The organism is Pseudomonas tremae (assembly GCF_001401155.1).
GTDB classification, from domain to species: domain Bacteria; phylum Pseudomonadota; class Gammaproteobacteria; order Pseudomonadales; family Pseudomonadaceae; genus Aquipseudomonas; species Aquipseudomonas tremae.
In genome coordinates this window covers 32,130-46,608 of record NZ_LJRO01000305.1, presented here as the reverse complement: position 1 = coordinate 46,608, position 14,479 = coordinate 32,130, and the positions used below count along the sequence as shown (strand labels likewise).

The following is a 14,479-nucleotide window of genomic DNA, read 5'->3' as shown; positions in this document are numbered from 1 at the left end:
ATTGTTGACCCTTTTTCGAGGATGACACCCGCGAATGCCCCTTCCTGCCTCGCACTGTACAGCGGCTCGATTGATGCTCGTCATTGCGCTGACGACCCTGTCGGGTGTCTGTCAGGCACGAGAAACGCTGACTTGGCTGATGCGCGACATACCCCCGTCGACGATCTTCTCCGGAACGATGCGCGGGCAGGGAGCGATCGATCAGCTCATGCCATTGCTGACCGCAAGAATGCCCGAATACGACCATGTGCTGATGCGGGTCAATCGTGCCAGGGGCCTGCAGATGCTGAATGACGCGACCTCTCTGAGCTGCGACCCGACCATGTTGTGGACCGAGGAACGCGCCAGGACCCTGCTGTTCTCCATCCCCATTGTTGCCATCATGAGCAGCGGCCTGATCGTGCGCAAAGAGGACGTGGAGACGTTTGCCCCTTTCATGGAAGACGGAAAAATCGACTTTGTGGCGCTGATGGACAGCCACGCAATCAGGCTGGGGGTGGTTGCAGAACGCAGCTACGGTGAGCTGATCGACCATACTCTGCGCACAGTCGATGAAGACACGCTGATCCCGCACTATGGCAACGACGCCATCGGCAGCCTCCTGCAAATGGAACGTCTCGGGCGTCTGCAGGCGTTTATCAGCTTCTGGCCGGAAGCTCGTTATCAAGCCATGCAACAAGGCATATTGCCCGAAGAACTGAGTTTTATACCGATCAAGGGAAACCCGGCCTACCAATTCATCTATATCAGTTGCAGCCGGTCACCTGAAGGCGAGCAGGCCATCGCCAAGATCAATAACGAAATGCGTGTATTGCGTGAATCCAGACTTATGAAGCTCTACGCACAATGGCTGGATCCCGCCCAGCGGGCTGGCTATCTGGAGGAGGTAAAAGCGCTGCTGGAAAAGAACTGAGCAGGCAAAAGAAACCCCGGACAGAGGGGGTCTGGCCGGGGCAAACATGACCACTTGGGTCAGTACGCCAGCCCCTGATCAGCGGAGCACAGTGATCAAGACTGGCATAATGGATAGGATTACCGCGAACCCGTCAGGTTCCGGGCCTGTTGAAGGCCGTTAAGCGTCTGTTAAGCAAATGAACGTGCGCCGGCAAAGGCACGGCTGGTTGCAAGGTTGCGCATGGCCGCAATGACACAAGGCTCGATACGGCCTTCAGCGACCATCAGGTCTCGGCGCAGGCCGTCCACCACGTCGGTGAGCTGACGTTTATCGTTCAATTGATCGGCGCTGAATGTACGCTTGATCACACAGGCACCCGCTTTATCTTCCAGAGTCACCAGACGCTCGCCCCGAGAACCCGCCGGCCCGATAGTGGCCTGGTAAGGCGCCAGCGCTTCGCTTAGCAGTAAGCTGATATTTTCCATCCGGATCACCACTCAACAGTTTGAATGCAAAGGTGCCAACAAATGACCATCGCTGATAGAAAAAAGTTCTTTCTATCGGCCGATCACGGCACTGCTTGTTATTTCGAGCATGCCTGTTGAATGTGACACGGAAAAAACGAGTCACCCCAAGTATGAAACCGGACAGGTAGGAAAAGACGACAAAATTCCGCTACAGGTCCTACGTAGCGTGCATGCCCTTCCCTCCTGTTATAAACAGCTGGATCACCTGAAATACGTCCAGCCCATTTATGACGGAGGCACACCTTGAGCGATTCAACCGATCGCCCGTTGCGCGTCATCGTGGCGGATGACCACCCTATTTTCCTCATTGGTCTGCGGGTAGTACTGGAACGGCATGGCCTGGCGAACGTGGTGGCTCAAGCCCATAACCCGGATGAACTGCTGCAGGCGCTGACGCAGCACCGCTGTGATGTGCTGGTGACTGATTTCATGATGCCCGTCGAACAGCAAAGCGACGGCTTGCGCCTGCTGCAGCGCATCCGCCGGGACTTTCCGGCGCTGCCCGTGGTTGTGGTGACAACGTTGAGCAACGACGGGTTGTTTCAGTCCATGCTGGACATCGGTGTGCGAGGGTTATTGAGCAAGGCCAGCCTGACCGGGGAACTGCCGATGGCGATCAAAAGTGCGCGGCTCGGTGAGGTGTTTGTTTCCGATTCAGTGCGCAGGGTTCTGAGAGAAATACACCCGCATGGACCTCAGCCAATGCGGCCGTCCGAGCGCCTGTCGCCCAAGGAGCTGGAAGTGCTGCGCCTGCTTGCGGCCGGTCATACGGTCGGCCAGATCGCCGCACAGCTCAATCGCAGCAAACAGACGGTCAGTGCGCAGAAAATCGGAGCCATGCGCAAACTCGGCCTGGCCAACGACGCAACATTATTCATTTACCTGCAGGAAAGCGGGATGTCTTGAGTGCGAGAGTCACTCCAGCACCGCCTGTCGGCGCGTTTCATCACGTGAGGCCATCCAGTGCAACAGCTCGGACGTCGGCATCGGACGGGCAATGAAATACCCCTGAACCGCAGGGTCGCCCAACGCCAGCACACTGTGAAAATCGTCTACCGTCTCTACGCCTTCAACCACCACTGACATGGACAGGCGTTGCGCCATGAGCATTGCCCCGGCAACTACAGCGGACTTGCGCGCATCATCGGCCATGCCACGCACAAACTCGGTCGGGATTTTCAGTTCGGAAAACGGCAGTTGCAGCAGCCTTTCGATATTCGATGCGCCCATGCCGAAGTCATCAATGGACAACCTGCAGCCCTGCATGCACAGCCTCAACAGGCTCTCCAGCTGCCAGTTTTCAGGCCGGGCGGCATCCTGCTCGAGAATTTCGAGGGTCAGGGCACTTGCCGGTACGCCATGACGCGCAAGGGCCTGGATGATCTGCTCGGCGAAATCCGCTTGATGAAGCACGTGCGGGTCGATGTTGACGGCGACCGGCAACGCCATACCCTGCTCTCGCAGGACTTGCGCAGATAATTGCAGTGCCTGATCCAGCACCCGCCAGGTCAGCGCAGCGGTCAGCCCTTTGGCTTCGATGGTGGCCATGAACCGCCCGGGGGCCAGCAGGCCATGCACAGGGTGCTGCCAGCGAACCAGCGCTTCTACCCCCAGCAACTCGCCGCGCAGGCTGACCTTGGGTTGAAAATAGGCAATCCACTGCTCCGCCACAGAGGTTGCGCCGGCTGCGTCCTGGCCTATCATGGCAAACAGCTCTGGCGCAGACAAAGTTTCGGGAGCGCAGCTTGCAGGCGATGGCGTAGGCACCGTCGACTCGGCACGACCAGGCCCATAAGCCTTGAGCAATTCGCACAGCGCGGCGGCTGAAGCGGGTTTCTGCAAGTAACCCAGCACCTTTATGCCTTGATTGAGTGCCAGTTGCGCAACGCCCTCCAGTACGCAAGTGGCGGAAACACTCAGGATGATCAGCGCCCTCGCCTGCCCGCTTTCAGCCAGAAAGCGGATCAGTTCAAGACCGTCAGGCCCTTCCATCTGCAAGTCGCAGATCGCGATGTCGATAGGGCCGCGGCTGTGCAATGACTGTTTCGCAGCTTCGACGCTGTCAGCGGCCAGCACATCAAAGACCTGATTGGCATTGAGCATCTGGTGCAAGGCCATCAGCTGGAACGGGTGGTCTTCGAGAATCAGAACCTTGAGTGTATGCACGGTCACGCCTACGGGATTGAAAGCATCGGAACAGCAGAACACTGATTTTAGTCCCTCGCGCAGACATGCCCCATAAGACATGTCTTAAAAGCGCTGGCGATCACGGCGTTTTTTGCAGAACCGGTTCCGCAAAGCTCAATCGCGAGACGGCGTCATTTCAGGCACCGCTGCCAGTTGCAGCTCGATATCAGCGCGCAGGCAGGTCATGGCCGTTTCCAGCGTCAGCCAGCGCTCGGCAAGGCCAGCCGCGGATTGCAGCCGAACGCTTTCATCCAGCGCAGCACACGCTTTGGCCAAGGGCACGGCGTCCACCAGGCTGGCAGCACCCTTGAGCCGATGCAGGCAGGCACCCAGCGTCTTCCAGTCGCTTGCCAATACCGCAGGCTCCAGCAAGTCATGCTCATGTCGCAGGTTTTTCCAGAGTTCGCTTAACAACCGGTCCATCTGCTCCGGATTGGCCTGGGTCATGTCTTGCAGCGAGCGTATGTCGAAGGTCGGCTCAGACACCCGGTCTGTCAGCTCCTGGGCCAGACGCGCCAGAGACAGCGGCTTGATCAACAGCCCGTCCATGCCGGCCTGTTCACAGCGCCCGGCCTCATCAATCAGAGCGTTGGCGGTGCTGCCGATAACAGGGCAGCGCCGGCGGCGTTCTTTCTGCTCGATCTGTCGAATGGCCTGGGTCAATGCGTAGCCGCTGATGCCTGGCATGTTGCAATCGGTGATTACGGCATCGAACAGTTCTTCGCGCCATATCGCCAAGGCGGCCTCCCCGTCCGAAACCGCCACCACCCGATGGCCGAGAAACTCCAGTTGCCGGGTGAGCACCAGCCTGTTGGCCGACATGTCATCGACCACTATCAGACGCAGGCTGCGAGTGTCTGCGTACACCTGCCGAGCATCCTCAATGGGCTCAAGCGGCCCGGTGACACGTGCAAGCGGTATGTCGATGGTTACCCGCGTGCCCTTTCCCGGCTCGCTATGCAGGCTGATATCGCCTGTCATCAGTTCCACCAGTTGACGGGTGATGCTCAGTCCAAGCCCGCTGCCGCCATAGCGTGCAGCCGTGTCGCCATTGGCCTGGATAAAGGGCTGAAATATCTGCTGCTGACGCTCCGGCTCAATACCGGCACCGCTGTCCTGAATACAGATTCGCACCCGCGAAGCATCGGCCGAAACATCCGAGACATCCACACTGACGACAACCTCCCCCTGGTGAGTGAACTTCAAGGCATTGCCCAGCAGGTTATGCAACACCTGACGCAGCCTCAGCGAGTCCAGCCAATAGTCGCCCCGCGCCTGTTCATTGAACTGCAGATGCAGTTCCAGACCTTTTTCCCTGGCCTGCGCCGAAAACAGTTCAATGGCTCCCTCGAATACTGCCTGCAGCGACGTCACCGACAGTGACAACTGCATGCCACCTGCTTCGATCCTGGCCAGATCAAGGCTCTCGCCGATCAATGCCACGAGCTCCGTGGCCGACCTAAGGGCAATCTGCAAGCCTTGGGATGGTGCCTGACCCTGGCGTAGCGCCTGCTCGCATTCCAGCTCGAGCAAACCGGTGATTGCGCTCATCGGCGTCCGAATTTCGTGGCTCATGCTGGCCAGGAATAGACTTTTCGCCTCGTTGGCATCGGCTGCCTGACGCATGGCGTCTTCGAGTTGCTGCTCCAGTTGCTTGCGCTCGGTGATGTCGATCCAGCCACCCAGCAGCCCCTGTAATTGCCCGTCGGCGGCGAAGAAAGGCACCGTCCATTGCCAGACGTCCATGCGTCTTCCGGACAACTCGATCGTGCGGTCGGAAAAGACCGGTTGATGATTTTCCAGCAGCTTGAGGTAGTCGGCATGCATCTGTTCGGCCAATGACCGCGGAATGAGATGAACATCTGTCAGGCGTCGCCCGTTCATCTGTTCGAAGCTGATGTCCAGCGCTTGCTCGTAGCTGCGATTACACGAGATCAGACGCCCTTTCAGGTCACGCACATAAATGGGGTTGGGGATGCCGTCGAGCAAGGCATGCTTGAATGCCAGTTGATCATTGAGCTGTTGCTCAGCCTTGAGTCGCTGGCGAATCTGCGCGTTCAGACGGCTGCTCCAGGCCAGCGATACCAGCCCGGTAAGCACTGCAAGCGCCACAACCCAGAACACCCATTGCGGTATCCGCGACCAAAGCGAAGGCTGAGGCAGGGTCGATCCCAACCATTTCAAACGAATAGAGCGCAGCTCGGCGACCGGGAACTCTTCCAGCGCCTTGTTCAGAATGCTCAGCAGTTCGGGTTGGGATTTGACCACTGAAAACCTGTCAGGGGACCACTTGCCATCGACACTGCGCGCCACTTTCAACTGCCCCGAGGGGAACAGGTAGGCGCCCGCTTCGTTTTGAATGGTCGCCTCTGCAGCACCATTTTCGACCAGTGCGCGTGCCTGCTCGTAGGTGTCCACCAGGCGGAGTTTGATCAGCGGGTATTCTTGCCTGATCATGTCCTCAAGCGCGTGCCGCGCAGGCAGCGCAAGCACCTGTCCGTCCAGACTGGCAAGCGATATCCGCGACGAGCGATCGGAGCGCACCACGAACATCCAGCTGTTGCCACCAAACGAATAGGTGAAGTCCAGATACCGTCGTCGTTCGGCATTTTCGGCCAGCGAGGTGTTCATGTCTGCCAGGCCAGAGCGAAGCAGATCAATACTCTGCTGCGTGGAGGGCACTTCCTGATGTTCGAACTGCAAGCCGGTCATGCGCGAGATACGCGCCAGCACGTCGACATTGAGCCCCACCCACTGGCCATTTTTGTCCTTGTAGATGTAGGGTGGATGCTGCGTGGTAGAAACCGTCACCTTCGGATGCTTGAGCAACCAGCGGCGCTCTGCGCCGGTCAGACGTATGCGCTGCCCGTCTACGTCCGCCCCAAGGCCCAGAGTCCAGCGCCCGAGCACCTCACGGCTGACCGAAGGGGCGATACTGCCGAGTGCCTGATCAATCAGGCTCAGCAAGCGCTGCTCGTCACCGCGCATGGCAAAGGAAAACCCGACAGGCGGCAAGCGGCTTTCAAACTTGATCTGCAAGCCCAGATAAGGTCGCAGCGCGGTGTAAGTGCGCACGATCACCTCGTTGCCGATAAAAACGTCAGCCTCCCCCTGGCTGAGAGCCTCCAGCGCGCTGTAGAGGTTGGGGGCAATGATGATCTCGCTGTCTGGATAGACGCGGTGCACCACCTCGGAATCGGCGTACCCGTCGAGCAGTACGGCCTTTTTGCCGGCCAGGCTCGATGGCGGACTCAGATCGTTGCCCCGACCGACCACCACTGACCGGTCCGGCATGTACTCGCTCGAGAACGACAGCCCTGGCACGCCTCGCTCGAACCCGTTGGCGCTGGTCAGCAGATCGATCCTGCCCGCGCGCAGTGCATCAATGGCCTCTTCACGTCTGGTGAAACCGACGACCTGCATCGGTATATTCAACTGATCACTGACCAGACCCAGGTAGTCGGCGCTGATGCCCTGATAGCGATTACGATCGCTGGTAATATCGATCGGCTCGTAATCGGCAATCGCAATGCCGACCCTGAGTGCCTTGCGCTGGTCCAGCCATGCGCGATCCCTGGCCTTGATGACGAGGTCCTCAGACACCACGAACGGGGCGGTGAGAGTGAATGGCAGGCTCTGGGCTGCATCGACCGAACGCGCAAGAAACAGCGCCAACAGCATCCATGCCATGCGCCATGCGCGGCCTCTCATCGTGCTGCCCGTCTCCCTGACTACGTCCTGTCTGCTTGCCTGCTTGCCCACGAATGACTCAACTCTCTGGTTCGAAAAACCAGCGAAGTTTGGCACGTAGAAACACAAAGGCCCGCCAAGTGGCGGGCCTAAAGTTGTTACACGACGCTTCTGTCAGAGCGGTTTGCCGCGGTTGCCGTGCTGGCTGACAAAGGCCTGTATGGCTTTCAGGTCATTCGGCAGTACGGTGCAGCGTTCGTCCCGCTCGAACAAATCAGACAAATGTGCAGGTAGCTCAAGCGCTTTTCCTACGCCCGCCTTCTCCACTGCTTCCGGGAATTTGACCGGATGAGCTGTGCCAAGGATCACCATCGGCGTATCCAGGCTGCGACGACACTCACGGGCAGCCTTCACGCCGATAGCGGTATGGGGATCAAGCAGCTCGCCGGTGCTCTCGAATACCTCGGCGATGGTCTTGCAAGTGTCCTCGTCACTGACCGCCAGCGAATCGAACAGTTTACGGGTCTCGGTCCAACGCTCTTCTTCGACGCTGAAACCGCCGCCCTGTCTGAACGTGCTCATCAGTTCGGCAATTGCCGAGCCCTTGCGACCATGCATGTCGAACAGCAAACGCTCGAAATTCGACGAAACCATGATGTCCATTGAAGGCGACAGCGTGGAGTACAGGGTTTCCTTGACGTACTGATTACCGCTCATGAAACGGTGCAGGATGTCGTTGCGGTTGGTGGCGACGATCAGTTGATTGATCGGCAGCCCCATGTTGCGCGCCAGATAACCCGCGAAGATATCGCCGAAGTTGCCGGTCGGAACCGAGAAAGATACAGAGCGCGCCGGGCCTCCCAGTTGCAGCGAGGCATGAAAGTAGTAAACGATCTGGGCCATGATGCGCGCCCAGTTGATCGAGTTGACGGCCACCAGAGGCGTGCCCTTCAGGAAGCTCTGGTCGGCGAAGCTGGCCTTGACCATTTCCTGGCAGTCGTCAAAGTTGCCTTCGACGGCGATGTTATGGATGTTATCGCCGAAGATGGTCGTCATCTGTCGACGTTGAACGTCCGAGACCCGGTTGTTCGGATGCAGGATGAAGATGTCGACGTTATCGCAACGACGGCAGCCTTCGATGGCTGCAGACCCGGTGTCGCCCGAGGTGGCGCCCATGATCACCACGCGCTCGCCACGCTTGGCCAGCATATAGTCCAACAGACGGCCGAGCAGTTGCAGTGCGAAGTCCTTGAACGCCAGGGTCGGACCGTGGAACAGCTCAAGTACCCACTCGTTGCCATTCAACTGGCGCAGAGGCGCGACCGCGCTGTGGGTAAAGACGCTGTAGGTCTCTTCGAGGATCTGCTTGAAATCGGCATCCGGGACGCTGCCTGTCACAAACGGGCGCATCACCCGGAAAGCCAGTTCGTGATAAGGCAGCCCCGCCCAGGAAGCGATCTCTTCCTGAGTGAAACGAGGCAGGTTTTCAGGCACATAGAGGCCGCCATCACTGGCCAGACCAGTCAACAGAACCTCTTCGAAATTAAGGGCCGGTGCCTGCCCGCGAGTACTGATATAGCGCATGGGATCAAACCTTTGGTGTGAGCTTGAAGCTTGAAGCGCCGGGCTTCAGGCTTCAAGCCTCAAATTCAAAACAACTGACGCCTGACGTGCATCTGGTCGTCTGGTGCTTGCAGCCTGTAACCGACAGCTTGCAAACGACGTTAGTTAAGGTGCTCGACGCGAATACGAACCACCGGCCCTACCACGTCCTGAAGCGCTTCCAGTGCCTGGATGGCGTCATTGATGCGTTGTTCCACCACGCGGTGCGTCAGCAGGATCATCGGCACCAGGCCATCGTGTTCTTCGACTTCCTTCTGCATGATCGATTCGATGTTGATGCCGCGCTCGGACAGAATGCTCGCCACCTGCGCCAGCACACCCGGATGATCCTTTGCCTGGATGCGCAGGTAATAGGCGCTTTCGCAGGCTTCGATCGGCAGAATCGGGTGAGCGGACAATGAATCAGGCTGGAAGGCCAGGTGAGGCACGCGGTTTTCCGGGTCAGAGGTCATGGCCCGCACGACGTCCACCAGATCGGCGATGACTGACGATGCGGTCGGCTCCATACCGGCACCGGCGCCATAAAACAGGGTAGAACCGGAGGCATCGCCGTTGACCATCACCGCGTTCATCACGCCGTTGACATTGGCAATCAGGCGATCGGCCGGGATCAGCGTGGGGTGTACACGCAGTTCGATGCCCTGTGCCGTGCTGCGCGCGACACCCAGGTGCTTGATGCGGTAGCCCAGCGCTTCGGCGTAGTTCACATCTGCAGTGGTGAGCTTGGTAATGCCTTCGGTGTAAGCCTTGTCGAACTGCAACGGGATACCAAAGGCAATGGACGCCAGGATGGTCAGCTTGTGGGCAGCGTCGATGCCTTCGACGTCGAATGTCGGATCGGCCTCTGCATAACCCAGCGCCTGAGCTTCAGCCAGCACATCCGGAAAGGTGCGACCCTTTTCGCGCATCTCGGTGAGGATAAAATTGCCTGTACCGTTGATGATGCCTGCGAGCCAGTTGATACGGTTCGCCGACAGACCTTCACGGATGGCCTTGATGACCGGAATGCCACCGGCGACAGCCGCTTCAAACGCAACGATCACACCCTTTTCACGGGCCTTGGCGAAAATCTCGTTGCCGTGAACGGCGATCAGCGCCTTGTTGGCCGTGACCACATGCTTGCCGTTTTCGATGGCCTTGAGCACCAGTTCACGCGCAACGGTGTAACCACCGATCAGTTCCACGACGATATCGATTTCAGGGTTGGTCGCAACCGCGAACACGTCGCTGGTGGTAGGGGTACCGGCAATCTGGCAGTTGGGATTGGGTGTACGAACCGCAATTTGCGCCACTTCGATTCCACGCCCGGCACGACGGGCAATCTCCTCGGCGTTACGTTGAAGTACGTTGAAAGTACCGCCACCGACAGTACCCAGCCCACAGATGCCTACTTTGACCGGTTTCACTGATGAACTCCCCGAAAAACGGCCGATTATGAATCAGCCGTGGAAAACCGCCGCATGTCACCATGCGACCACAAATGAGACGAGGCGCCAGGATTGCGCCTCACGCGACGCAGTGCTATTTGGCGCCCATCGCCAGTTTGGCGACCTGAGCAGCAGGCTGGTAGCCCGGAATGACCTGACCATCGGCCAGAACAATCGCAGGTGTGCCGTTCACGCCGATAGACTGGCCGATTTCATATTGCTTGCTGACCGGGTTGTCGCACTTGGCGGCCTTGATGTCCTTGCCGTCGACCATACGGTCCATGGCAGACTTGCGATCCTTGGAGCACCAGACAGCCTGCAACTGCTCGTCACCCGGAGAACCCAGCCCCTGACGGGGGAAGGCCATGTAACGCACTTCGACCCCCATCTTGTTCAGCTGCGCGACTTCCTCGTGCAGCTTGTGGCAGTACGGGCAGGTGGTGTCGGTGAATACCGTGATGTGCGACTTGGTCTCGCCGACAGCCGGGTAAATGACCATATCGGAAAGCGGAATGCCATTGATCGTCTTGGAAATGGCCAGACGCTCGGTCTTTTCGGTCAGGTTGACCGGCTTGCCGTTCTGCACCTGGAACAGGTAGCCCTGCATCACGAACTGGCCGTCGGCGCTGGCGTACAGCACGCGACCGCCCTTGAGCTTCACTTCGTAAAGGCCATTGAGCGGGCTCGGCGAAATGCTCTCGACCGGCAGTTCCAGCTGGAGCGAATCCAGTGTCTTGCGGATGGCCTGGTCAGGTGCGGTATCTGCGGCGGCGAACATACTGAAAGTACCGGCCAGCATGAAAGCGGCGGCAGCGAAAATCTGGGGCAAACGCATGAAAACTCCTATGACGGCGGACAGGCTGACGGCTGCTGAAAACAGAAGGGTCAGGCCTTGTTCTGCGAAACCGGCAAAGCCTACCACATTAGGGCTTAAAGGCCGCTCTGCACTGATGTAAGACTTTTCGCGAAAAGCGCGAGCATTCAACCCCGAGGATGATGCTTTGCATGCATTTCCTGCAACCGCGCACGCGCAACATGGGTGTAGATCTGGGTCGTCGACAGATCGCTATGCCCCAGGAGCATCTGCACCACGCGCAGGTCGGCGCCGTGGTTGAGCAAATGAGTCGCGAAGGCGTGACGCAGGGTGTGCGGCGACAAGGATTTGCCGATACCAGCAACCGTTGCCTGGTGCTTGATACGGTGCCAGAACGTCTGACGGGTCATCTGGTCGCCGCGGGTGCTGGGGAACAGCACGTCGCTGGGCTTTCCGCCTAACAACTCATCACGGGCGCCACGCATGTAACGCTCGACCCAGACAATCGCTTCCTCCCCCATCGGCACCAACCGCTCCTTGCTGCCCTTGCCCATCACTCGCAGCACGCCCTGGCGCAGGTTGACCTGTTCCAGTGTCAGGCTGATCAGTTCGGTCACGCGCAGACCACAGGCATACAGCACCTCAAGCATGGCACGATCACGCTCACCGATTGGCTCACTCAGGTCAGGAGCGGCGAGCAATGCTTCGACGTCGGCTTCGGAGAGCGACTTGGGCAACGGCTTGCCCAGCTGAGGCATGTCGATCTGCAGGGTGGGATCGACGGCAATCAGCTTTTCGCGCAGCAGGTAGCGATAAAAGCCGCGCGCGCCGGACAGAAAACGCGCGGTAGAACGCGGCTTGTAGGCATTTTCCACGCGCCACGCAAGGTGATCGAGGATCACTTCGCGCCCGGCAACGGGCAGATCGACGTTGCGTTCCTGCAGCCAGCCGTTGAACAGCGCAAGATCGCTGCGATAAGAGTCGCGGGTGTTATCGGACAGGCCCTTTTCGAGCCAGAGGGCGTCCAGAAACCGGTCAATCAGCGGATGGTTGATGGCAGCCATTTTTACTCGTTACATGTGGGAATAAGCCAAGAGCAAATCATCAGATAACAGACAGCAAAAAGGCAGCCCTGAGGCTGCCTTTTTTATGCATCGAAAAACTGTATCAGGACAGTTTTTCCTTGATGCGCGCTGCTTTACCGGACAGGTCACGCAGGTAGTACAGCTTGGCCTTGCGAACGTCACCGCGACGTTTCACCGCCATGCTGTCGATTTGCGGGCTGTAAGTCTGGAAAGTACGCTCAACGCCAACACCGTTGGAGATTTTACGAACAGTGAAAGCACTGTTCACGCCACGGTTACGCTTGGCAATGACAACGCCTTCGAATGCTTGCAGACGAGCGCGGTCGCCTTCCTTCACTTTAACCTGAACGACAACGGTGTCGCCTGGTGCAAAGGTAGGGATCTCTTTGGTCATCTGCTCTGCTTCGAGGGCAAGAATGATTTTGTTAGTCATGCTGGTGCTCCTAAGGTAATCCGTCTGGATCGACCATCGATACGTTAACTATCGTCCCGCTCGCGGATGTATTCCGCCAGCAGCTTCTTCTCTTCTCCAGAAAGCGAGCGGCTTTCCAGAAGATCAGCGCGTCGTTCATAGGTCCGCCCGAGGGACTGCTGTAAACGCCAACGCCGGATGTGCGCGTGATTGCCACTAAGCAACACGTCGGGAACACGCTGATCCGCATACACCTCAGGTCGGGTGTAATGCGGGCAATCCAGCAGACCGTCCGTGAAGGAATCTTCCTCCGCGGAGTCCACATGCCCTAAAGCTCCAGGCAGCAGCCGCGTAACCGCGTCAATCAGGACCATCGCCGGCAGCTCGCCACCGGAAAGAACATAGTCACCAATCGACCACTCTTCATCGACATGAGCATCAATAAAACGCTCGTCAATGCCTTCATAACGACCGGCGATGAGGATAATCGCTTCCTCCTGCGCCAGTTCGCGTACCGCAGACTGATTCAGCTGTCGGCCTTGTGGCGACAGGTAAATCACCTTCGCCGCATCCCCCGCCGCTTGCCTGGCCTGAACCAGAGCATCTTCAAGGGGCTTGATCTTCATCACCATGCCCGGACCACCGCCAAATGGGCGATCATCCACAGTGTGATGGCGATCAGTGGTGTAATCCCGCGGATTCCAACAAGTGAGCTTCAACAGCCCTTGCTTCACCGCACGGCTGGTAATGCCGTATTCGCTGATGGCGGAAAACATTTCAGGAAACAGACTGATGACTTCTATGCGCAGACCGGCCATGGCATTCAGAAGTCCGCGTCCCATTCCACCTTCATCTCGCCAGCGGCCATGTCGATTGCCAACACGCATTGCTCCGTATAGGGCAACAGGCGTTCACGATCATCAAGGCTGCCCGCGCAGGGCTTTACAACCATTACATCGTTTGAACCGGTTTCGAGCAGGTGATCGATTTTACCGAGCAGTTGCCCGAGTTGGTCGATGACCTTTAGGCCTTCAAGCTGGTACCAGTAGTACTCGCCATCGTCCAGATCAGGGAACAGGTTGCGCGGCACGCAGATGTCGTAACCGGAGAGAAGACGAGCTTCTTCGCGATCATCGAGACCCTTGAGCTTTACGACCAGAAACTTGCTCTGCAAGCGTCCGCTGACCAGCTCCACCTGTTTGTCAACGCTGCCTTCGCGCCGAAGCGTCCAGGTTTTGTAGTCCAACAGGTTTCCAATCGGATCAGTAAAGGAATACACCTTCACTTCGCCGCGAACGCCATGAACCGAGTAAATCTTGCCAATGACGATCAGATCGTCGGCAGATGCAGGCGTCGCGCTCATAAGACTCAGGCCGCGGCCTTGGTCTTGTTGTGCTCTTTCAGCAGTTGGGCAACGCGCTCGGAAGTTTGTGCACCCACGCTCAACCAGTAGTTGACGCGTTCTTCGTTAACGGACAAACGGATTTCCTGACCACGGGCAACCGGGTTGAAGAAGCCGATCTGTTCCTTGTGGGAACCGTCACGAGCGTTGCGGCTGTCGGTTACGGTCAAGTGGTAAAACGGGCGCTTTTTGGAGCCGCCAAGGGCAAGACGGATGGTTAGCATTGAACATCGTTCCTGTAGTCGGTGCTGCAAATCTAAGATGCACAGCGGGCATAGGTGCCCGAAAGGCCGCATATTCTAAGGAATATCCGGACTTTTGCAAATGTCTTTTTCCGGCGCCTATCGGCATGCCTTCCAGATTTGCCAAGGAGCTGTCATCAAGACAGCGAGTATAAGCCCGCATGACACGGGCTGG

At 58.1% G+C, this 14,479-nt stretch carries 12 protein-coding genes and 1 pseudogene; 2 read left to right on the top strand and 11 right to left on the bottom strand.

What is annotated here, in order from left to right:
• Nucleotides 1-73: 73 nt before the first annotated feature.
• Nucleotides 74-913, top strand: a complete 840-nt coding sequence (locus tag ALO43_RS17150) for a TIGR02285 family protein (protein WP_005891713.1) — start codon at nt 74-76, stop codon at nt 911-913.
• A 170-nt stretch (nt 914-1,083) separates the two neighbouring features.
• Here the strand turns inward: ALO43_RS17150 and ALO43_RS17145 are convergent, their stop codons facing one another.
• Nucleotides 1,084-1,380 carry a DUF3509 domain-containing protein gene (locus ALO43_RS17145; protein WP_005891711.1) on the bottom strand — a complete coding sequence of 99 codons (297 nt, stop codon included), beginning with the start codon at nt 1,378-1,380 and terminating at the stop codon, nt 1,084-1,086.
• Nucleotides 1,381-1,665: 285 nt separating this feature from the next.
• On the opposite strand from ALO43_RS17145, the gene ALO43_RS17140 reads away from it, so the two are divergent.
• Complete coding sequence (locus ALO43_RS17140; protein ID WP_054997847.1) at nt 1,666-2,328, top strand: response regulator; 663 nt, start codon at nt 1,666-1,668, stop codon at nt 2,326-2,328.
• Here ALO43_RS17140 and ALO43_RS17135 read toward each other — a convergent pair.
• The 10 genes and pseudogenes from ALO43_RS17135 to rpsP form a co-directional block, all read right to left on the bottom strand.
• Nucleotides 2,301-3,588, bottom strand: a pseudogene (locus ALO43_RS17135) (EAL domain-containing response regulator). The gene ALO43_RS17140 and the pseudogene ALO43_RS17135 sit on opposite strands and share 28 nt — an antisense overlap.
• Before the next feature lie 135 nt (nt 3,589-3,723).
• Nucleotides 3,724-7,299, bottom strand: a complete 3,576-nt coding sequence (locus tag ALO43_RS17130) for an ATP-binding protein (RefSeq protein WP_054997846.1) — start codon at nt 7,297-7,299, stop codon at nt 3,724-3,726.
• 174 nt (nt 7,300-7,473) lie between these two features.
• The gene (thrC, locus tag ALO43_RS17125) at nt 7,474-8,883 is read right to left on the bottom strand and encodes a threonine synthase (protein WP_005891702.1); all 1,410 of its coding nucleotides are present in this window, start codon (nt 8,881-8,883) and stop codon (nt 7,474-7,476) included.
• Between the two features lie 140 nt (nt 8,884-9,023).
• Nucleotides 9,024-10,328, bottom strand: coding sequence for a homoserine dehydrogenase (locus tag ALO43_RS17120; protein WP_005891701.1), 1,305 nt, complete (start codon nt 10,326-10,328; stop codon nt 9,024-9,026).
• 115 nt (nt 10,329-10,443) lie between these two features.
• A complete protein-coding gene (dsbC, locus tag ALO43_RS17115; protein WP_024671793.1) occupies nt 10,444-11,184 on the bottom strand; it encodes a bifunctional protein-disulfide isomerase/oxidoreductase DsbC in 741 nt (246 codons plus the stop codon).
• Nucleotides 11,185-11,330: 146 nt separating this feature from the next.
• On the bottom strand, nt 11,331-12,227 hold the full coding sequence (gene xerD, locus ALO43_RS17110) for a site-specific tyrosine recombinase XerD (protein ID WP_005891699.1): 897 nt from the start codon (nt 12,225-12,227) through the stop codon (nt 11,331-11,333).
• Between the two features lie 103 nt (nt 12,228-12,330).
• Nucleotides 12,331-12,681: a 50S ribosomal protein L19 gene (gene rplS / locus ALO43_RS17105; protein WP_004878874.1), complete on the bottom strand. Its 351-nt coding sequence runs from the start codon at nt 12,679-12,681 to the stop codon at nt 12,331-12,333.
• Nucleotides 12,682-12,725: 44 nt separating this feature from the next.
• Nucleotides 12,726-13,478: a tRNA (guanosine(37)-N1)-methyltransferase TrmD gene (gene trmD / locus ALO43_RS17100; RefSeq protein ID WP_005891697.1), complete on the bottom strand. Its 753-nt coding sequence runs from the start codon at nt 13,476-13,478 to the stop codon at nt 12,726-12,728.
• 5 nt (nt 13,479-13,483) lie between these two features.
• Nucleotides 13,484-14,023 carry a ribosome maturation factor RimM gene (gene rimM, locus ALO43_RS17095; RefSeq protein ID WP_005891695.1) on the bottom strand — a complete coding sequence of 180 codons (540 nt, stop codon included), beginning with the start codon at nt 14,021-14,023 and terminating at the stop codon, nt 13,484-13,486.
• Between the two features lie 5 nt (nt 14,024-14,028).
• Nucleotides 14,029-14,286, bottom strand: a complete 258-nt coding sequence (gene rpsP / locus ALO43_RS17090) for a 30S ribosomal protein S16 (protein ID WP_003377687.1) — start codon at nt 14,284-14,286, stop codon at nt 14,029-14,031.
• Nucleotides 14,287-14,479 lie beyond the last annotated feature (193 nt).